The organism is Bacteroides fragilis NCTC 9343, assembly GCF_000025985.1.
GTDB classification, from domain to species: domain Bacteria; phylum Bacteroidota; class Bacteroidia; order Bacteroidales; family Bacteroidaceae; genus Bacteroides; species Bacteroides fragilis.
The window spans coordinates 4,172,096-4,192,937 of the sequence record NC_003228.3 but is presented as its reverse complement, the minus strand read 5'-3'; the positions used below and the strand labels follow the sequence as shown (position 1 = coordinate 4,192,937).

At 44.0% G+C, this 20,842-nt stretch carries 15 protein-coding genes; 14 read left to right on the top strand and 1 reads right to left on the bottom strand.

What is annotated here, in order from left to right:
• The first annotated feature begins 89 nt into the window (after positions 1-89).
• Positions 90-608 (top strand): hypothetical protein, encoded by a 519-nt coding sequence (locus tag BF9343_RS17185; RefSeq protein ID WP_005790723.1) that lies wholly within the window; start codon positions 90-92, stop codon positions 606-608.
• 91 nt (positions 609-699) lie between these two features.
• Here the strand turns inward: BF9343_RS17185 and BF9343_RS17180 are convergent, their stop codons facing one another.
• A complete protein-coding gene (locus tag BF9343_RS17180) occupies positions 700-1,290 on the bottom strand; it encodes an FKBP-type peptidyl-prolyl cis-trans isomerase (RefSeq protein ID WP_005790721.1) in 591 nt (196 codons plus the stop codon).
• 327 nt (positions 1,291-1,617) lie between these two features.
• On the opposite strand from BF9343_RS17180, the gene BF9343_RS17175 reads away from it, so the two are divergent.
• The 13 genes from BF9343_RS17175 to BF9343_RS17115 all read left to right on the top strand — a co-directional run bounded on the left by BF9343_RS17175 (position 1,618) and on the right by BF9343_RS17115 (position 20,839).
• Entirely contained in the window at positions 1,618-2,466 is an 849-nt protein-coding gene (locus tag BF9343_RS17175) for a helix-turn-helix domain-containing protein (RefSeq protein WP_005790717.1), read from the top strand.
• A 31-nt stretch (positions 2,467-2,497) separates the two neighbouring features.
• Entirely contained in the window at positions 2,498-3,805 is a 1,308-nt protein-coding gene (locus tag BF9343_RS17170; RefSeq protein WP_041926257.1) for an OmpA family protein, read from the top strand.
• A 5-nt stretch (positions 3,806-3,810) separates the two neighbouring features.
• A complete protein-coding gene (locus tag BF9343_RS17165) occupies positions 3,811-5,967 on the top strand; it encodes an FISUMP domain-containing protein (RefSeq protein ID WP_041926256.1) in 2,157 nt (718 codons plus the stop codon).
• Between the two features lie 18 nt (positions 5,968-5,985).
• Complete coding sequence (locus tag BF9343_RS17160; protein ID WP_010993465.1) at positions 5,986-8,136, top strand: FISUMP domain-containing protein; 2,151 nt, start codon at positions 5,986-5,988, stop codon at positions 8,134-8,136.
• Between the two features lie 16 nt (positions 8,137-8,152).
• Positions 8,153-10,228, top strand: a complete 2,076-nt coding sequence (locus BF9343_RS17155; protein ID WP_025814003.1) for a PL29 family lyase N-terminal domain-containing protein — start codon at positions 8,153-8,155, stop codon at positions 10,226-10,228.
• Positions 10,229-10,614: 386 nt separating this feature from the next.
• Complete coding sequence (locus BF9343_RS17150) at positions 10,615-11,793, top strand: DUF4221 domain-containing protein (RefSeq protein WP_010993463.1); 1,179 nt, start codon at positions 10,615-10,617, stop codon at positions 11,791-11,793.
• 323 nt (positions 11,794-12,116) lie between these two features.
• A complete protein-coding gene (gene ilvD / locus BF9343_RS17145; RefSeq protein WP_010993462.1) occupies positions 12,117-13,919 on the top strand; it encodes a dihydroxy-acid dehydratase in 1,803 nt (600 codons plus the stop codon).
• A 55-nt stretch (positions 13,920-13,974) separates the two neighbouring features.
• Entirely contained in the window at positions 13,975-15,672 is a 1,698-nt protein-coding gene (ilvB, locus tag BF9343_RS17140; RefSeq protein WP_005790701.1) for a biosynthetic-type acetolactate synthase large subunit, read from the top strand.
• A 13-nt stretch (positions 15,673-15,685) separates the two neighbouring features.
• Positions 15,686-16,246 (top strand): acetolactate synthase small subunit, encoded by a 561-nt coding sequence (gene ilvN, locus BF9343_RS17135; RefSeq protein ID WP_005790699.1) that lies wholly within the window; start codon positions 15,686-15,688, stop codon positions 16,244-16,246.
• Positions 16,247-16,990, top strand: coding sequence for an acyl-[acyl-carrier-protein] thioesterase (locus BF9343_RS17130; protein WP_005797964.1), 744 nt, complete (start codon positions 16,247-16,249; stop codon positions 16,988-16,990).
• A 17-nt stretch (positions 16,991-17,007) separates the two neighbouring features.
• Positions 17,008-17,592: a porin family protein gene (locus tag BF9343_RS17125; RefSeq protein ID WP_005790695.1), complete on the top strand. Its 585-nt coding sequence runs from the start codon at positions 17,008-17,010 to the stop codon at positions 17,590-17,592.
• A gap of 81 nt (positions 17,593-17,673) precedes the next feature.
• A complete protein-coding gene (gene ilvC, locus BF9343_RS17120; RefSeq protein ID WP_005790693.1) occupies positions 17,674-18,717 on the top strand; it encodes a ketol-acid reductoisomerase in 1,044 nt (347 codons plus the stop codon).
• 202 nt (positions 18,718-18,919) lie between these two features.
• Complete coding sequence (locus tag BF9343_RS17115; RefSeq protein ID WP_010993461.1) at positions 18,920-20,839, top strand: LruC domain-containing protein; 1,920 nt, start codon at positions 18,920-18,922, stop codon at positions 20,837-20,839.
• The last annotated feature ends 3 nt before the right edge of the window (positions 20,840-20,842 follow it).

Below are 20,842 nucleotides of genomic sequence, written 5' to 3'. Positions count from 1 at the left end.
AAATAGAAGACAAGCAGTAAAAGACTAATTCTTTCATTTTCTTGATATAAAGAATCTTGTTGGAGTGACGAACTATTAATGCTGTATATATGAAAAAACATTTTGTATGGTTGCTTTTATTATTTCCGCTTCTGCTGACCGGATGTTATGGAGAAGAAGATAAAGAGAAGGACCAGGGAGATTATATTTGGGATTTCATAAACTATAATATTTATTTTTCTGTGAAGGATGCCGCCGGCAATAACTTGCTGGACCCACAGGTTGCGTCGAATATATTGGGTAATGAGATTACTGTGGAATATGGGGATAAATCCTTTCCATTGGAAAATTCTGTGGATACCCGCTTTAATATGCCCCGCCCGTTGGGATTGAGAAAAGAAGTGCTGGGTGAAGCGAAAGAGCGTGTGCTTTCTTTTGGTGAGTTTTCTCCGGAACATCAATATAAGGGAGAGACCTTTACGATTCATTGGGGAGATGGAACGAAAGATGTGGTAAAATTCGACTTATATATCACCTGGAAGAAACAGAACCCTACAATACATAAAAGGCTTTACTTGAATGACAAAGAATACAGTAAGGATTCTTTCCTGATAAAGATCGTGAAATAGATTGTCTGTCCTTAGGTATAATAAAACGGTGAACATACGATGCAGTTGCAGTATGTTCACCGTTTTTCGTTTTATAAATTACCGCTCGGGATTAATGGCAATGTCCACAACCGCAGCTGTCTCCACAACTGTCTCCGCAGTCGTCACCGCAACCGTCGCCACAGCTTCCGCAACTGCATCCGCCTTCGCCGGTCATCATTTTAATCATTTCCTGAATTTCTTCGTTTGTAGCCGGACGGCTCTCGGTAACCTCGCCCACGAAAGTCAAATCTTCACCGGCCAACGGATGGTTCATATCCATCACTACCGTATCGGCTTTTACTTCAACTACACTACCATTCAGGCGCTGGCCTTCTGAGTTCATCAAAGGAATGATGTTTCCCGGATAGATATGTTCGTTATCGAATTTTCCGTCAATCTCAAAGATATTTTTGGGAAGATCGATTACATGTTCTTCGTCATATTCACCATAAGCTTCGGCAAAAGGAATAGTAAATTCAAATTTGTCTCCTTTATGAAGGTTTACTATCTGTGATTCAAAAGCTTCGAGCGTAGTGCCCAAACCTGAAATGAATTGGAAAGGATGTTCGGCTGCTGTTTCTTCTACTAAGTCTCTTTTACCATCTTCTGTTGTATACAGTTTGTAAGCTACAGTGATGTACTTGTTTTCTGCTGTTTCCATCTGTTCTTTATAATGTTATTAATAAAATTCGGATTTTCCGTGGGGACAAATATACGAATTAATCGTCAGAGATTTATGGACTGGTGGGGAGTTTATTCTTTCGTAGTAGAAATTAATACCTGTTGGCTGATAGGCGATGAATAACGAAAATGAAAGAAGTAGTATATCTATATGTCGTTAAACTGAAAAAAAAGTTTTTCCATTTGTTATTATATATAACAAATTAAATAAAATGTATAAACGAACTGACCTGTTAAAAGCCTTCCTTTGTACTTCTAAATGTAAGATATTGGTACATTTTTGTTTTTTTATAATATACATCAACCTATGAAAACCTTAATTGAAAATTTGACTTCTGATTTGCTACCCAATCAGATTTTTCAAACCGGATTTAGCTTTTTAATCATCTTAAAAGGGAACTCCTTATTGAAGTTGGATAGCAATGTTTTGATTTTTATTATGAGTGGTACTATGAAAGTTTCTTCTGCTCAGCAAGAGTTGGCTACCGTCAGAGAGCGGCATATCTTTTTCTGGGATAAAGAAGATGACTATACCTGCGAGATGCTTTCGGACTCACAGGTCATCTTATTTGCATTTGGTGATTTAATAGTACATGATTTATTGACATTCCGTCCTTTCGGAGCCATTTCGGATAGTTCTGTTTCAAAAGATGTGGGACTTAAATTTGCCGAGCCTTTGAATTCTTTTTTACAGCTTCTTGCACAGTACATGGAGATGAATTTATATGATCTCTCATTGTATATAGCGAAGCAGCGGGAACTGTTCTATATCCTGAATTCTGTTTATAATGAGCAGGAACTCGCCATTTTGTTCAGTTCCTTGACGGAACAGTCGTCCAGGTTTAAAGAACAGATACTGGAGAACTATCTCAGTGCAAAAAATGTGGGTGAGTTGGCCAGCCTGTTAGGCTATGGTGTCACTAATTTTCGGGCAAAGTTTAAAGAACAGTTCGGAGTGTCGGTCTACCGTTGGCTTCTCAATCGGAAATCGCAACATATCATTTACCGTATTACCGTATATGGTGATGAGTTTAGTCAGATTATCGATGACTTCGGATTTTCATCTCCTTCACACTTTAATAAATTTTGCAGGTCACAATATGGACTGACACCTTGCGAACTTCGCAAGAAATTGAAAACAAACAATAATTCTTAAATTGAAGCTTATGTTAAAAAATCATTGTTGTATGGAGACAGGATGCAGAAGAGCCATCCTTTTCCTTCTTTTTTCTCCGCTGTTTGGTATCGGGTTTGCCCAGACGGAAACGCCGGTTAAGGTCGATAAACCTCTTAAATCGTATTCACATTGGTATTTTGGAGCAGAATATGGTGTCCCTTTCCTGTTTGGCGATTTTACTTCATTCTCGGCGGATAAAACCTATGTCGGATCTCAGTTTGGAGGGTTTGCCGGTTATCAGGTCAATTCGTGGATAGGCATAGAGGCATCTGCGCGAACCGGATATACCAGAATGGGGGCGAAATCTTACGCGGGTGATTACCTTATGAATGCCGACGGGATGACTTATTATACGAATCAGGATTTTAATACCTGGAAGTACAAGGATGTGTTTTCGAAAGTACACTTTACGAATATTGGTTTGCAGATGAATCTGAATGTGAATAATTTCTTTGGCCCTAACCGGGGAAATCGTCGCTGGACGGTATTACTGAGTCCTGCCGTCTATGCACAACATTTCTCTACAGAGTTAATAAATAAGGCAGATAAAAGCCCATTATCGGGAAAAAAGACGGATAAGTGGAACATCGGGATAGGGGGAGATGTGTCTTTGCGTTATAAGATTTCCCGGGCTTTTGATGTACAGTTGCGTACGGGAATTATATGGGTCAATAACAATAAGATGGATGGTATATCTACGCTGATTAAGTCGAAAGACCACTTTATGACCAGTGCCGGACTCTCTTTGATATGGAAGGTGGGTAAAAAGAAAGAAGACAATGTTCTCTATGCCTCAAGACGAGCGGCGGATGTGGAGATCAGATATATAGAGGAGCGTGCGGTCAGCTTGCCTGCCCCTGCTTGTTGCGTTGAAGATTCGATAGAGAAGGAGCGGATGAAACGGGAGATTGCTTCTTTAAATATGCAGTTGCAACAGGCGCACACGGTAGTGAAGGAGAAGACCGGTTCTGATCCGATACTGGGATTCAACGAATTGCCTCCGGTCTATTTTAAGAGAGGATCGGCTTATCTGAATGTAGCCTTGTACAAAAATGAATTATGCCGCATCGTGCAAACCCTGAAAAAGTATCCTGAGCTGAAAGTTATTCTTTCAGGGCATGCCGACCATACCGGGAATCCGGATATTAATCAAAAAATCTCTTTACAGCGTGCCGAAGCACTGGCAGCCTATCTTGAAAAGAAGGGGATAGATGGCAAACGTATCGCCGTGAAAGGAGAGTGCATAGATATGCTTACTTCCGATCCGAATAATTACAGCGTACTTGCCAGGCGAGTTATTGTTGAAATCCAAAAATGAAAACTATGATTAAAAAGAAAATATATCTGTTGTTGTTATTGATACCTTTGCTGCATGGCTGTAAAGAGTCCGATTTCAACGATTTACTTGACAGACAGGGTGATCAGAGGAAAGAATTGCAGGAATTGACAGATCTATGTAAAAAACTGAATGAGGATATTTATAATCTTCAGGTGATTGTCAATACCGACAGGATAGGAGATAACATTACTCATATCGAGGAACTGGCGGATGGTGCGGGGTATACTATCTCCTTCTCCCAAAGTGCTCCGATTACTATCCGTAACGGGAAGAAAGGAGATACCGGTCCGGATGGAGATGCCGGGAAAGACGGCATAGACGGTACAGACGGTAAGGATGGCGTAGATGGTACGGATGGTAAAGATGGTGTGGACGGTACCGACGGTACGGACGGAAAAGATGGTGAGAACGGTACCGATGGTAAAGATGGTGCAGATGGTACGAATGGTACGGACGGTAAGGATGGCGTGGATGGTACCGATGGCAAAGATGGTGTCGACGGTACCAACGGGAGTAAGGGGGAGCAAGGTGACTCCGGACAGAATCCGGTGGTTGGCATTATGCAGGATCCCGCTGATTCGGAATATTACTGGACTATAAAAATAGGTTCCGGTGAACCTTATTATCTGGCCGACAATGATGGAAACAGAATAAAGGCAACCTCTACGGTACACGATGGACAAACCCCTCAACTGGGAGTGAAGCAATGGGAAACGTCCGACGGGGGCGACGATAACTATTACTGGACGCAAAAGATTGGAACCGGTCCCGAGACATGGATTGAAGCGGATGGAAAGAAAATAGTTGCCAATGCAAAAAATGCTGTGTCCGTGTTTGAGAAGGTGGACTTGAAGGAGCCGGATTATGTGGAATTTACTTTAAGCGGTGGGGCAACCCGGTTCAGATTACCTATAGGAAGACCGGTTATTGAGGTTCCGGAGGGACGTAAACTGTTTTTTTTCAACCGGGGCGGGTCTCAGGCGATTGCTTTCAGTTGTAAGGGTATCTCAAAAGAGCAATTGTCGGTAGATGTTCCGAAGGGGTGGAAAGCGACAGTCGATTTTGAAGCGGGAGCTTTGACTCTTGAGGCCCCTTCGGCGGGAACAGCGGACGTAGCATTATCAGGAGATGTGGTACTGCGAAGTACGAATACCGCAGAAGAAACGGCGCGGACTTCTTTCACCGTGAGTATGCTTTATAAGATAATGCTTCCGGATTTTAGAGGTTCTTATGTGTACAACATCCGTCTTTGGGGTAAAAAGGTAGGAGAACTTTGTCGTGAATACCAGCGGGAACTGGGATTGTCTGCAACGGTTGTCTATCCTTATTTGACAGGAGGAGTTTATGGATCGGGACTTATCACGAATACCGGTGCTTCGGTGAAGCACGACGGTACGGGTTATCATGCTTCAGTTTCTGACAGGCCGGCAGTTATGTATATCTATACTGAAAATGGATCGGAATTCTATACCGACAGTTCGTTGAAAGGACGTGAACCGGATTTCGGAGACGGCCTGCAGGCGGAAAGGCTGACTGATGCGGATGGCAATGCCTACCGCATTGTGAAAATAGGTAAACAGTACTGGACAGCGGAGAATTTACGGACACTTACTTATCCTGACGGAACTCCTGTTGCCACCGGCTTGTCGGGGCGTGCCTGGAGAGAGAGTGGATTTGATGATAGCGGTTCGGGTGCCTGTGCCGTGTACGATTATGAGAATGCTGCTGCAGCAGGGGCATTTGCCAATAAGGTATCTTATGGAGTTTTGTACAATAGAGTTGCTGCCAGAAAAGTGGTGCCTGCCGGATGGAAGCTTCCAACGGAATCGGATATCGTATCCACATTACGGGCTTTTCTGGGTTCTAATGCCGGTACATTATTGAAAGAGTCCGGAACAGAGCATTGGCTGGCAGGGGGTGGAACCGATCTCACAGGTTTTTCCGGTGTCGGAGGAGGATACAGAGGTGCTGACGGTCTTTCGTTCAACGATTTTCAGCAAGTCGGTATCTGGTGGAGCAGTGCCAGTCTGGAGAGTGTCGGTGCTGTGTTCAGATTGTCCGCAAACTCATCCGTACTCGAGTTTAACAGCGGAGACAATAATTCGACAGGCTACAGTGTACGGCTTTTGAAAGAAGATTAATCTTTAAAACAGGAAATCATGAAGAGATATAAAAAATATATGTTTATCATTTTGTCGGTTCTGTTGGCGGGAGGCTGTGTTCAGGAGGACATTAACGAGGCCCTGCGCCGGGAAGCCGAACTGAATGTACGGATGGGAAAACTCCGGGAATGGATATCCGATACCAATAATGAAGTGAGGCTGCTTGCCACGATAGTGAATACGATACCGACTCATGATTACATTGAGAGTGTGACCGAATTGCCTGATGGAAGCGGTACACTGATTGTTTTTCATAAAGGAGGAGATATTCTTATAAAGAATGGCCTGACGGGGAATAAAGGAGAAAATGGCAATGACGGTGCCAATGGTGAGAATGGCAGTGATGGAGCAAACGGCACGGATGGTACGGACGGTAAAGACGGCGTTGACGGTCAGAACGGAGCCGACGGTCAAAACGGGTCGAACGGAACTGATGGTACCGATGGGCATAATGGCAGTGACGGACAGGACGGTGTCAATGGTGAGGATGGCAAAGACGGAGTTGACGGTAACGACGGTAAAGACGGCGTGAAAGGTCCTGCAGGAGATACTCCGTTGCTGGGTGCCAAACGGGATACGGATGGCAATTATTACTGGACTGTACAAATAGGTGGCGGAGCGGTAGAGTGGCTGACGGATGGAGAAGGTAACAAGGTGATCATGACTCCTGTGAATGGTGTCACTCCATCTGTCGGCATAGCTAAAGATACCGATGGTGAATACTATTGGCAGGTTACTGTCGGAGGTGTAACGAAATGGATCACAGGAGGAAGCGGAGAGAAGATAGTGGCTACGGTGACAGATGGCAGCCCGTCCATCTTTGCTTCTGTGAATACCGGTAATCCTGAATATGTCGTGTTTACCATGACTGACGGGAGCATCTATAAAGTGGCCAAAACCGGAGACAGTAAATTGATATTCAATGAAACGGGGCCACTTTTCTTCCATCGTGGAGTAACGCAGGACGTTACGTTTGATTGTAGCAGTTTCCGACAGATAGTAAAAGTGGCAGGAACATGGGATGCTACGATTAATTATCAGCCGAAAGCTTTGCAAGGGACGCTGACTGTGAAAGCACCTGCTGCCGGTTCGACTCTGCCGGCTTCGGAAAGAATAACGATAGAAGGCACAGATGCTTTGGGAAATACTGTCCGGGCAGATATCCTGGTAACGTTGTATTATCGTATTGAACTTCCGAAGTTCAATAGTTCTCTGGTTTATGACGTATTGATGGAGGGAGTTAAAGTAGGAGAAATATGCCGGGAGTATGTGCCGGCGTATTCCACGACGGACCGGGCTACAGTAGTCTATTCTTATAATGCTGCTTCGCGTACTTTTGGTTCCGGACTGATCTTGGAAAACGGAGCATCGATACAGCATGACGGAACAGGATATATGCCGGTGGCCGGCAATCCGTCGTCCACTGCCATACTTACGGAAGACGGTAGCCGGTATGTGATGGCGGCAGATGGGGCAGACGGACTGGTGAGCGGGACTGTTTGCGGGCTGAAAGCTTCCTTGGCTGTCGATGTGCAGGGATATGCTTACCGGGTTGTAAAAATAGGTAGTCTCTACTGGATGGGAGAAAATCTGAAGACAACCCAATTTAATGATGGTACTCCTATTCCTACCGGTTTTGCCACATCTCTGGATTGGGGAATTCAGTGCGGGAAAGGTTTTCCGGCCTGTCAGGTCGACCGGGCGGTTAATGCCAATGCTCCGGGAGCTATGCAATATCGCAACCTGTACGGTGTACTTTACAATCAGTTTGCAATGAAAGGAAATATAGCTCCCCAAGGATGGCATGTTCCTTCTAAAGCAGAACTGCAAGCATTGGTAGACTTTGTGGGGGCAGATGCACGTAAACTGAAGTCGACAGCTGTTGGGAAAGGAATTGGAAATTGGTTGGAGGATACGGGAATAGAGGCGAACAATCTGACCGGTTTTACGGCTTTGCCTGCTAATACGGTTGATGGCGGTAATGGCAGTACCGGAGCCCAGGAAACAACAGGGCAATGGTGGTCGACGGAAACGAGTTATCGCATCCGGATGTCCTACAAATCTAATTCTGTAGAACTGTTGACTTCTGGCAATGCGTTGGCGGGTGAAGGTAACAGCATTCGTTGTGTCCGGGATGCAAATTATTAATTTAACTCTAATGAATATGAATCATATAATCAAACTATTGTTTCTCTGTCTGTTCTTCGCAACCGCCTGTAGCCAGGAGGAGATGAACGAGGTGTTGAAGAATCACGCGGAAATGGAGGGGCAGGCAAACTCTATCGAGGAGTTGTGCAAAAATATGAATAGGGATATCGTTGCTTTGAAGCTGATCATTAATTCGTCTGAATCAGGTGATTATATTACCGGTTTCAAGGAACTTGCAGACGGAAGCGGCTATACCATCAGTTTTTTCAAAAGTGGTACGATTGTCATCAAGAATGGCGAGAAAGGAGACGATGGTAAAAAAGGAGAAGATGGTCAGGATGGTCAGAATGGTCAGAACGGTACCGATGGCAAAGACGGTCAGGATGGTACCGACGGTAAAGACGGTCAAGACGGTATCGATGGGCAAGACGGACAGGATGGTACTGACGGTAAAGACGGTCAGGACGGTACCGATGGCAAAGATGGCCAGGACGGTACCGATGGTAAAGATGGCCAGGATGGAACAGACGGTACGGACGGTCCGGAAGGAGACAAAGGACAGAATGGGACAGCTCCCGTCGTCACTATGAAAATGGATACGGACGGACATCTGTATTGGGCTATCAAGAATGCCGATGGAACATCTTCTTTTCTTTTGGACAACAACGGGCAAAAGGTCAGAGCTTCGGGAACCGATGGTATTGTTCCGGTCATTGGGGTCAATGCGGCAGGATACTGGACGCTTGATTATGGGAGCGGTCCTGTCGAATTGAAAGATGCTGCGGGCAATCCGATGAAAGCGAAAGGTGCGTCCGGTGATCCTATGTTCCGGAAGGTGGTCAGTGAAGACGGTTATATTGTATTTTATCTGACTGATGGAACCATATTTAAAGTGCCGGAGTGGGGAGGGGCACAGGTAGAATTGGCGGCTTCGGGAGTGACGTATTTTCATCGGAGTGAGTCTCTGACCTTTACGTTTACTTGCAGTGGCGTAAATAAAAGTATTGCTCCGGTATGTACGGCTCCGGTCGGTTGGACAGTTACGGCCCAATATACGTCGGACACCACCGGGGAGATGACGGTGATTGCTCCTGATAAAAGCTCGGCCGATGGAGCCTTGTCCGGTACTGCTATTCTTGAATTGACAGCCAAGGACGGCAAGAAGTTGTCGGCAACGCTCGGAGTCACTTTATTGCTTGAATTTAAAGTGCCCGATTCTTCCCGTTCGTTTGTTTATGAACTTTATGTTGAGGGAGTGAAAGTAGGAGAACTATGTCATGAGTTTATTCCCGATTATTCATTTGGATCGGGTAAAAGTGCCTCGGTCTTTTATCCTTATAATGTTTATAACAAAGCGTTTGGCGAAGGAATGGTATTGGATAACGGAGGGAAAGTAGACTATCTGACTACCGTTTATACGCCGGGTACCAATACGCAACCATTCACCTCCCTGTTTACAGAAGACGGAGTGAGTTTTATAACCGGCGATTATATCGGCTACTCGGATAGTCAGGCAAACGGACTCCGTCCTTATCTGACTACTGATAATGAAGGCAACTCATATCGGGTGATGAAAATCGGTACCCAATATTGGATGGCGGACAATCTGCGGACGATAACAAACAGTGCAGGAGTCATTTCTTCGGAATGGAGAAAAGATGCTAACCCGAGATATGCTGTATATGGTTTTCCCGCCGGCATTACGGAAGATAGCCGGACCATTCGCAATCAATATGGACTGTTGTACAATGCAGGTGTGTTTTCCGGTTCTACGTCTTTAGTTACTGAAGGCTGGAAAATACCGAATCATTTGGGCGATTGGGATAAATTGCGGAATTTCCTGGGTGGGGATTCTAAAGTGGCCGAGGCATTGAGTATTGCCGGGTTTGTGGGAAAACCCGGTGGACGGCGTGATGCTGATGAACCTTTTGCTTTCCAGGAAAAAGATGAAGTCGGGTATTGGTGGTTTAGCAGTGTCGATGGGTATAATTGCTGGGCGCTCTCCATCAATCCTTCGAATGTATCCGTACCACAGTCTACGAATACATATAGTCGTGGTTACGGATTTAGCATACGTTTTATTCGTCAGTAATATGCCATTGTTTACTTTGAAACTTTAGACTCTTTGCGTAAAAACATCCGGATGTTGTTGTATAAAACATCCGGATGTTTTGTGCTATAACATGGGGATGTTTTACTGCACAACATCCCCATGTTTTATTGGTTTGGTCTTAATCTGCTCTTTCCGCTCTTTTCTTCTTTCTCTGTTTATGATTGATGTTTCTCTGCTTTGTTCCTGAGAGAACTATCGCAAAATAATTGTTTAGGATGCATTGTGTCTTGCTCTTGGAAATATTAATTAATGGTCTCAGGGCATTTTTTATCTGTTGATTTTATTTTCAGTTAAATAATTGTTTAATTTAGGGGAAAATAATAATGGCTTTGGTATAGGTGATTACATGATTAATAATAGTAAACATGAAAAATATAATTGGGATTCTGGGAGTTTTTATTTTGGCAATATCCTGTTCCGGCGGTAAGAAGGAGTCTGCGGATGCCGGTCTGGAACTGACAGAAGATTCTGTTGTTTATTTATTGGCCGATAATGTGACGTTAGGAATAAAGGCTCTATTCCCTTTTATTGATAAAGATGGGCATGAATACCTAACTTTTCAGAATCAATTGGAACCAGAGATTTGTGTTTATGATTTGCAGTCGGGAGAGTTTGTGAAAAGCATCTTCTTTGATAGAGAGGGGGCTAATGGTGTTGGTATGTTCGGAGGATATCATATTATTGATTTTGATGAAATATATTTGCCCAGTTTGCAACAAAGTAAAGTGTTTGTGATGGAAGAGTCGGGCAAGAAAAAACGTGAGATTATAACAGAGAAAACGGATGATGGGATACCTCTATTGCCTTTCGGAGCCATAACCTTTGCATATCGCCCTATTTACTTTAATAACGGGAAAATGTATATACCCCAAACCGTCAATATGCGTTTAGGGAACAAAGTGATGGAAAAATCTCCTGTCTACGTCGTGGTTGATACGGTTAAAAATGTGCTCAGTCCTTTTTCAATTAAGTTTCCTCCTATTATGTCTTCGGATGATGTTACTAAACCATCCTTAGGTAATGAACTCTCATATAGTTGCTGTTTAAATGACAAGGATCAATTTGTATTCTCTTTCTTTTTTGATGAAGATATTTACGTAGTTTCTCTACAAGATGGAGAAATGAAAAAAATCAAAGTAAAGAGTCGATATATCGATAAGCCTGCAATCAAGGAGAATCCTCCACAGGATTTTGATGGGGCGATGAAAGCAAGCTCAGAAATTCCTTGTTACGGAAATCTGATTTATGATAAATATCGGAAAGTCTATTACCGTTTTGTATACTTGAAAGCGGATTTGGACGGGGAGAAAAATTATCTGAATATATGGCAATATGGGCGTAAATCTTTCTCTATAATGATTCTGAATGAAGATTTTGATGTTATCGGGGAGACTCGTTTTCCGGATTTTACGTATATATCTACCTTGCACTATATAGGTAAAGACGGCTTGTATTTAAGTGACAGCCATTACAAGAATCCGTCTTTTGATGAAAACAAACTGAGATTCCGGCGTTTTAAATTAGTACATTATAATAAGAAATAGTTGGGAATATAGGTTTTTGAATGATAAATACATATTTAAAGATGGGCTTTGCTTACAATTATTTTGTTTTAGGTGATTTTTTTCTTCAATTTGTTTGGAGTTTATAAAAAAGCACTTACCTTTGCAGCAATCAAAGAATAGAAAATAGAAGTTATGAATAATCATACATCAATTAACCTGGCAGTCCTGCATATTATTCGCGTCGTGGTGATTCCATCAAGAGCGTGAGAAAGGTTATGTATGTATTCGTACAGATAGAAGATATGATTTAGAGCCTTTCTCACTACAGTGGGGAAGGCTCTTTACTTAAAAGGAATATTGAAATGAAAAAGCAGTTACGCAGTTCGTTCAGCACACAGGGTCGCCGCATGGCAGGCGCCCGGGCACTTTGGGCAGCCAATGGTATGAAAAAAGAGCAATTAGGCAAACCTATCATTGCCATCGTCAATTCGTTTACTCAGTTTGTTCCGGGACATGTACATCTACATGAAATAGGTCAGCTGGTGAAAAAAGAAATTGAGAAGCTGGGATGCTTTGCTGCGGAATTCAATACGATTGCCATTGATGATGGTATTGCCATGGGACATGACGGAATGCTTTATTCCCTTCCTTCCCGGGATATCATTGCCGATAGTGTGGAATATATGGTGAATGCCCATAAAGCGGATGCCATGGTATGTATCAGCAATTGTGACAAAATCACTCCGGGGATGTTGATGGCGGCTATGAGACTGAATATTCCTACTGTATTTGTATCCGGAGGTCCGATGGAAGCCGGTGAACTGGATGGACAGCATTTGGACCTGATTGATGCGATGATTAAGTCGGCCGACGAAAGTGTGAGTGATGAAGAAGTCTCCAAGATCGAGAATCGGGCCTGTCCCACTTGCGGATGTTGTTCGGGAATGTTTACCGCCAATTCGATGAACTGCCTGAACGAAGCGATCGGTCTGGCTCTCCCCGGAAACGGAACGATTGTGGCGACTCATGCCAACCGTACCCAATTGTTCAAAGATGCTGCGAAACTGATTGTAGAAAATACCTATAAATATTATCGGGACGGTGATGAAAGCGTACTTCCCCGGAGCATTGCCACCCGTGAGGCATTCCTGAATGCCATGACGCTGGACATCGCGATGGGAGGATCTACCAATACGGTACTTCACCTGCTGGCGATAGCCCATGAAGCGGAGGCGAACTTTAAAATGGACGATATCGATATGCTTTCACGCAAGAGCCCATGCTTGTGTAAGGTGGCGCCGAATACACAGAAGTATCATATTCAGGATGTAAACCGTGCCGGAGGTATCATGGGGATTATGGGACAACTTGCCAAAGCCGGATTGATCGATACGTCTGTAGTGCGTATCGACGGGATGACATTGGGTGAGGCGATAGATAAATATGATATAACTAGCCCGAACGTATGTGAAGAGGCTATTAAAAAGTATAAGAGTGCGGCTGCCGGAAAGTTCAATCTGGTGCTCGGCTCTCAGGACGTCTATTATAAAGAGCTGGATACGGACCGTGCCGAAGGGTGCATTCGAGACATAGAGCACGCATATAGCAAAGACGGAGGACTGGCCGTACTGAAAGGAAATATTGCCCAGGATGGTTGTGTGGTGAAAACGGCCGGAGTGGACGAGAGCATCTGGAAGTTTACCGGTCCGGCAAAGGTGTTCGATTCACAGGAAGCAGCCTGCAATGGGATACTCGGAGGAAAAGTTGTCAGCGGAGATGTAGTCGTCATCACGCACGAGGGTCCGAAGGGAGGTCCCGGTATGCAGGAAATGCTTTATCCTACCTCTTATATCAAATCGCGCCACTTGGGCAAGGAGTGTGCGCTGATAACCGACGGCCGTTTCAGCGGAGGTACATCGGGACTCAGCATCGGGCATATCTCTCCCGAAGCAGCAGCCGGAGGTAATATCGGAAAGATTAAGGATGGTGATATCATCGAAATCAATATCCCCGAACGGACTATCAACGTGCGACTGACCGATGAAGAACTGGCTGCACGTCCGATGACTCCGGTCACTCGTGAACGCTATGTGCCTAAAAGTCTTAAAGCGTATGCCAGCATGGTAAGCTCTGCCGATAAAGGAGCGGTGAGACTGATTGATTAACCACAGAGTTGTTTCAATCGTAAATTGTAAATCGTAAAATCGTAAATTTTAGTACATGAGTAAAGATATAATTTCAGGCGGTGAAGCATTAATGCGTTCTTTGGAATATCATGGTGTAAAGACGATCTTTGGTTATCCCGGAGGATCTATCATGCCCGTATTCGATGCCTTATACGATCATAGAGAGACTTTGAATCATATTTTGGTTCGCCACGAACAAGGGGCGGCACATGCGGCTCAGGGATTTGCCCGTGCTTCGGGTGAGGTCGGAGTTTGCCTGGTGACGAGCGGCCCCGGTGCTACCAATACCATAACCGGTATTGCAGATGCAATGATCGACAGTACACCGATTGTAGTCATTGCCGGACAGGTGGGAACAGCTTTTTTGGGGACAGATGCTTTTCAGGAGGTCGACTTGGTAGGCATCACGCAGCCAATTACAAAATGGAGTTATCAGATCCGTCGTGCCGAAGATGTGCCATGGGCGGTGGCCCGCGCCTTTTATATAGCGAAAAGCGGACGCCCGGGACCGGTAGTGCTCGACTTTGCAAAAAATGCCCAGGTAGAGAAAGCCGAATATATGCCTGCGAAACTCGATTTCATACGCAGTTACGTGCCTGTACCCGAGACTGACCCGGAGGCCGTGAAAGCGGCTGCCGAATTAATTAACGGTGCAGAGCGCCCGTTGGTATTGGTGGGGCAAGGTGTGGAACTGGGCAACGCACAACAGGAATTGCGTGCTTTCATCGAAAAGGCAGATATGCCCGCCGGATGTACGTTGTTGGGACTGTCGGCTTTGCCAACCGAGCATCCTTTGAACAAAGGTATGCTGGGAATGCACGGTAATCTCGGACCGAATATGAACACTAATAAATGTGATGTCCTGATTGCTGTCGGGATGCGTTTTGACGACCGTGTGACCGGAAACCTGGCTACGTACGCCAAGCAGGCGAAAGTGATTCATTTTGATATCGATCCGGCTGAAATTAATAAGAATGTACATGCAGATGTAGCGGTTCTGGGTAACTGTAAAGAGACGCTCTCTGCTGTTACGGCATTGCTGCAGCCCAACGAGCATAAAGAATGGCTGGATAGTTTCCTGCCTTATGAACAGGTGGAAGAAGAAAAGGTAATCCGTCCGGAATTGCATCCGATGGGAGATACGCTTTCGATGGGGGAAGTGGTGCGTGCGGTAAGCGATGCGACCAATCATGAAGCGATATTGGTGACCGATGTCGGTCAAAACCAGATGATGTCTGCCCGATACTTTAAATATTCAAAAGACCGGAGTATGATTACTTCCGGAGGACTTGGTACCATGGGATTCGGGTTGCCGGCTGCTATCGGTGCAACCTTTGGCCGACCGGACCGTACGGTTTGTGTATTTATGGGTGACGGTGGTCTGCAAATGAACATTCAGGAGTTGGGAACCATTATGGAACAGAAGGCACCGGTTAAAATTATCGTATTAAACAATAATTTCCTGGGCAATGTACGCCAATGGCAGGCAATGTTCTTCAACCGTAAATACTCGTTCACACCCATGCTGAATCCCGATTATATTAAGATTGCTTCTGCTTATGATATACCGGCCAAAAGAGTCTTTACCCGTGAAGAACTGGCTGATGCGATTGACGAGATGATTGCGACAGACGGTCCGTTCCTGTTGGAAGCTTGTGTGATTGAAGAGGGAAATGTGTTGCCGATGACCCCTCCGGGAGGTTCAGTTAACCAGATGTTGTTGGAATGCTAATAAGTTAGGAATTATGGATAAGACATTATATACATTAATTGTTCATTCAGAGAACTTTGCCGGATTGTTGAATCAAGTTACGGCAGTATTTACCCGTCGGCAGATTAATATAGAAAGCCTGAATGTTTCGGCTTCATCTATCAAGGGGGTGCATAAATATACTATTACGGCTTGGACCGATAAAGATACGATAGAGAAGGTTGTCAAACAGATTGAGAAGAAGATCGATGTGCTTCAGGCACATTATTTCACTGAAGATGAAATCTATTTTCATGAAATAGCTCTTTATAAGGTGTCTATGCCCGAATTTCAGTCACAGCCGGAAGCTTCGAAGGTGATTCGTCGCTATAATGCACGGATTGTGGAAGTGAATCCGGTATTTGCCATCGTCGAGAAAAATGGAATCAGTGAAGAAATTACTTCTCTCTACGAAGAGTTGAGTGCATTGAATTGTGTGTTGCAATTTGTGCGTTCGGGACGTGTGGCAATCACTACCAGTTGCTTTGAACGTGTGAACGAGTTTCTGGCAGATCGTGAGACCAAATATAACTTAAGCAAGAAAGAGGAAAAGTGAATGAGTGACGATAAGAAGATAGGGAGTTATAAGTTTATTGCGGAGCCTTTTCATGTAGATTTCAACGGACGTTTGACAATGGGGGTGCTTGGCAACCATCTGTTGAACTGTGCCGGCTTTCATGCCAGTGAACGCGGCTTTGGAATCGCTACATTGAATGAGGACAATTATACATGGGTATTGTCTCGTCTGGCCATCGATCTGGAAGAGATGCCTTATCAATATGAGGAGTTTACTGTACAGACATGGGTGGAGAATGTATATCGTCTTTTTACTGATCGTAATTTTGCCATTATAGACAAGGACGGCAAGAAGATCGGATATGCCCGTTCGGTATGGGCCATGATTAATTTAAATACCCGCAAGCCGGCTGATTTGCTGACGTTGCATGGCGGTAGTATTGTGGACTATGTATGTGACGAACCTTGTCCGATCGAAAAGCCTTCGCGTATCAAAGTGGCTACTGACCAACCTTGTGCTAAGTTGACAGCTAAATACAGCGATATCGACATCAATGGTCATGTGAACAGCATTCGTTATATAGAACATATCCTCGATTTGTTTCCGATCGATTTGTATAAATCGAAACGGATTCAGCGATTTGAAATGGCCTATGTGGCAGAAAGTTATTATGGCGACGAGCTTTCTTTTTTTGAAGAGGAAGTAAGTGAGAATGAATATCACGTCGAGATTAAGAAAAACGGCAGTGAAGTTGTATGCCGGGCAAAAGTGAAGTTTGTGTAGTTTAAAATGTGATTAAAATGAAGAAGATTGTTTTTCTTTTGCTGCTCTGTGTTGCTTGCTGCATGAATGCACAGGAGTTTCATCTGATTCCGAAGGTCGGTTTGAATCTGGCAAATACTACCGGGGAGGTGGATTCTAAAGTGCGTCCCGGACTCAATATCGGTCTGGGAGGTGATGTCATGCTGACCGAACGGTTTGGAATAGAAACAGGAGTGTATTACTCCATGCAGGGAAGCAAATATAAAGGGGGCGGAGTCTCTTATACGGATAAACTGGATTATATCAATGTTCCGGTATATGCGAAAGAATTTATATATAAGGGGCTGTATGTGTTTGGAGGGCCGCAGTTCAGTTTCAATGTGAACTCAGAGAACAAATCATCCTCCGACTATGGTACCACAGTCATAGGCATGAATGTGATTCGCAAGTTTGATTGTGGAGTGGGGCTTGGAGCCGGTTATCAGTTTGAACGTGGTCTGCTGATCTCTCTAAACTATAACATCGGACTGATTAACGTAAACAAATCTTGGGCAAGCGACTCTAATCCTAAAGCAAACAATAGTGTGGTCCAGCTAAATGTCGGTTGGCGTTTTGCACTGTAAGATAAAGAATATAAGTTTAATTATTAATAATCGGTTTTGTTTTCGTCCGAACGGAACAAGACTTTTAAAACAAAAAGAAAAATGGCACAATTGAATTTTGGCGGTGTTACGGAAAATGTAGTAACCCGTGAAGAATTTCCTTTGGAAAAAGCTCGTGAGGTATTGAAGAATGAAACAATCGCTGTTATCGGTTACGGTGTGCAGGGACCGGGTCAATCACTGAACCTGCGCGATAATGGCTTCAATGTAATCGTTGGTCAGCGTCCGGGAAAAACATATGAAAAAGCAGTGGCAGACGGCTGGGTTCCGGGTGAAACACTGTTCGGCATCGAAGAAGCATGCGAGAAAGGTACTATTATTATGTGTCTGTTGTCAGATGCTGCCGTAATGTCTGTATGGCCTACTATCAAACCTTACCTGACTGCCGGGAAAGCACTCTATTTCTCTCACGGTTTCGCAATTACATGGAGCGATCGCACCGGTGTTGTTCCACAGAAAGATATCGATGTCATTATGGTCGCTCCGAAGGGTTCGGGTACTTCACTCCGTACGATGTTCCTTGAAGGTCGCGGACTGAACTCTTCGTATGCCATCTATCAGGATGCTACCGGCAGAGCTATGGAGAGAACCATCGCATTGGGTATCGGTGTAGGTTCCGGATATCTGTTTGAAACGACTTTTGTCCGTGAAGCTACTTCCGACCTGACAGGTGAACGTGGTTCGCTGATGGGAGCTATACAAGGTTTGCTGTTGGCTCAGTATGAGGTTTTGCGTGAGAACGGTCATACTCCATCTGAGGCATTTAACGAAACGGTTGAGGAGTTAACTCAGTCATTGATGCCGCTGTTTGCTAAGAATGGTATGGACTGGATGTATGCCAACTGCTCGACTACGGCTCAGCGTGGTGCTCTTGACTGGATGGGCCCGTTCCACGATGCTATTAAACCCGTTGTTCAGAAATTATATAATAGTGTAAAGACCGGTAACGAGGCACAGATCTCTATCGACTCTAATTCAAAACCGGATTATCGCGAGAAACTGGAGGCCGAACTGAAGGCATTGCGTGAAAGCGAAATGTGGCAGACAGCTGTTACTGTTCGTAAACTTCGTCCGGAGAATAATTGATCTGAATAGATTATACAACTTATGATAAAAGGAGGAAACTGCTGTTTCCTCCTTTTATTTTGCTTGTAATTAGTGTTTTGTGTCTGAGTTGTTAGAATGGTATGTTGTAGAATATGAAAAATAGATAGATTGTTTGGATAGATAAATCAAGTTTAATATATATCTTTGTGCCCTGATCAAACAACAAACAATATTATATCATATGAAAAATCGTATTTATACAATGAAAGGGATGCTGGCTACATTACTGAGTGCTTTTTTACTAGGGTATGCAGTAACAGGTTGTATTGATGAAAAAGATCATTATAAACCGGACGATAAAACATCAGGAGTGCCTAACTCTTTTGATTTTGCGACTACTCAGGATGTCCAATTGGATCTAAAGTATGATGTTCCTGCGAAAGATTATCAGATTCTGTTTGAACTCTATTTTGAAAATCCGTTGACGACAGATGCCGATGGGCAGGTGGTGAAACGTACTGATGTCACTCCTAAAGTTGTGAGAATGACTGATGGAACCGGAAAATATCGTGCCAAGGAGACGGTACCGGCCTATGGGGAGGAGGTTTATATCTATACTTCTTATATCGGAGTGCCGATGTTGTATAAGACTAAAGTAGTAGGGAATACGATTACAGCCGATATAAATTGGGATACGGCGGCAGAGGAGTCTGTTCAGACACGTGCCGAAGGCGAGTATCAGACAGTGCCTCAGGGATTTTATACTTTAGGAAGTTGGAACGTGAAGGGACGCCCTAATTATCTGGATAGTGAAGGGGTAATAGAATTGACTTCTTCGTTTTATCAGACGATTAATCAAACAATTCCGGAAGGTGGAAATTGTCCTCCGAAATATCGACAATCGGCTGACATTGTTATCAACGATGAATTGGGAGCTGAAGTGAAGGTACGTTTTGTCGGAGGTACAAGTGCTGCGTACAGTGCTTTCGGATATTATTGTTATCCGGAAGGAGCGGCTAAAAAACAGATAGAGAATGCTAGGAAATATGTGGTGTTTCCCAACACGAAAACCGGAGTCGGCATAAAAGGCGGAGAGTGTGTGAAGCTGCATTATATCGATGAAAATGGTGAAGACCAAGGGACTACTTTTCCAAAAGGAACAAAGATAGGTTGGTTTATCAGTAATGATGCATTTACGAAAAAGGGTGAAAAGACCGGCAGTGTTGGTAAAGGACTCGGAATGTTTTATTCGACCACTGCCTTGAATTCGGATGGTCGTACCCATACGGCTGCATTCAAGATCAATGATTTTATAGTTTTATCATTTGAAGATTGGACTGATCAGGATTACAATGATGTGATGTTTAACATCTGGTCTAATCCGATTGAAGCTATTGCTCCGGATGTACCTTCGGTAGATCCGATAGATCCGGATGATGCGTCGGTTGCTTATCGCATGACTTATAAAGGTATTTTGGCTTTTGAAGACAATTGGCCTTCTAAGGGTGATTACGATTTGAACGATGTAATTGTGAAATATAGCTCTATATTAGAGTTCAATACCAAGAATCAGGTGCTTTCCGCTGAAGATACGTTTACGGCGATGTGGTCCGGAGCTCTCTTTAAGAATGGCTTTGCCTATCAGTTGAATACCGATAGAAGCAATGTGGAATGCAGCATATTGGAAGGAAAGTCGGGATGGGACAAACAAGGATTAGACAAAGACTTGGAGCAGGCCACCATTTCGGTGTTTGCCAATGCGATTGAAGAGACGGGAGAGAACACTAAGACTTCTACTTTTAAGATTCAGAACAAATTTAAACAGCCAGTCGATCATGAAACTTTCGGAGTGGCACCCTACAATCCTTTTATCTTCTTGCATCAGAATACGGACAAGAACCGTACAGAGGTGCATTTGGTAAATCACGGACCAACCTCTAAAGAAAATATGGATCTGTTCAATACCCAGCAGGATTTGTCAGATAAAGATAAAGGCATCTATTATGTGTCCGATCAGAATTATCCGTTTGCCATTCATCTGTCGGATGTCGAGTCATTCAGTACAACGGAGAAGGAAGCTATTGATAAGTCGTATCCTCGTTTTGCTTCATGGGCACAATCCGGCGGAACGACAGATAAGGATTGGTATTTGAAGAAATAAGTT

Bases quoted from the DNA above. Each gene is read 5' to 3' on its own strand.
- ilvD (WP_010993462.1), top strand. From the start codon at position 12,117: ATGAAAAAGCAGTTACGCAGTTCGTTCAGCACACAGGGTCGCCGCATG.
- ilvC (WP_005790693.1), top strand. From the start codon at position 17,674: ATGGCACAATTGAATTTTGGCGGTGTTACGGAAAATGTAGTAACCCGT.
- BF9343_RS17115 (WP_010993461.1), top strand. From the start codon at position 18,920: ATGAAAAATCGTATTTATACAATGAAAGGGATGCTGGCTACATTACTG.
- BF9343_RS17170 (WP_041926257.1), top strand. From the start codon at position 2,498: ATGGAGACAGGATGCAGAAGAGCCATCCTTTTCCTTCTTTTTTCTCCG.
- ilvB (WP_005790701.1), top strand. From the start codon at position 13,975: ATGAGTAAAGATATAATTTCAGGCGGTGAAGCATTAATGCGTTCTTTG.
- BF9343_RS17175 (WP_005790717.1), top strand. From the start codon at position 1,618: ATGAAAACCTTAATTGAAAATTTGACTTCTGATTTGCTACCCAATCAG.
- BF9343_RS17165 (WP_041926256.1), top strand. From the start codon at position 3,811: ATGATTAAAAAGAAAATATATCTGTTGTTGTTATTGATACCTTTGCTG.
- BF9343_RS17130 (WP_005797964.1), top strand. From the start codon at position 16,247: ATGAGTGACGATAAGAAGATAGGGAGTTATAAGTTTATTGCGGAGCCT.
- ilvN (WP_005790699.1), top strand. From the start codon at position 15,686: ATGGATAAGACATTATATACATTAATTGTTCATTCAGAGAACTTTGCC.
- BF9343_RS17125 (WP_005790695.1), top strand. From the start codon at position 17,008: ATGAAGAAGATTGTTTTTCTTTTGCTGCTCTGTGTTGCTTGCTGCATG.
- BF9343_RS17155 (WP_025814003.1), top strand. From the start codon at position 8,153: ATGAATCATATAATCAAACTATTGTTTCTCTGTCTGTTCTTCGCAACC.
- BF9343_RS17185 (WP_005790723.1), top strand. From the start codon at position 90: ATGAAAAAACATTTTGTATGGTTGCTTTTATTATTTCCGCTTCTGCTG.
- BF9343_RS17150 (WP_010993463.1), top strand. From the start codon at position 10,615: ATGAAAAATATAATTGGGATTCTGGGAGTTTTTATTTTGGCAATATCC.
- BF9343_RS17180 (WP_005790721.1), bottom strand. From the start codon at position 1,290: ATGGAAACAGCAGAAAACAAGTACATCACTGTAGCTTACAAACTGTAT.
- BF9343_RS17160 (WP_010993465.1), top strand. From the start codon at position 5,986: ATGAAGAGATATAAAAAATATATGTTTATCATTTTGTCGGTTCTGTTG.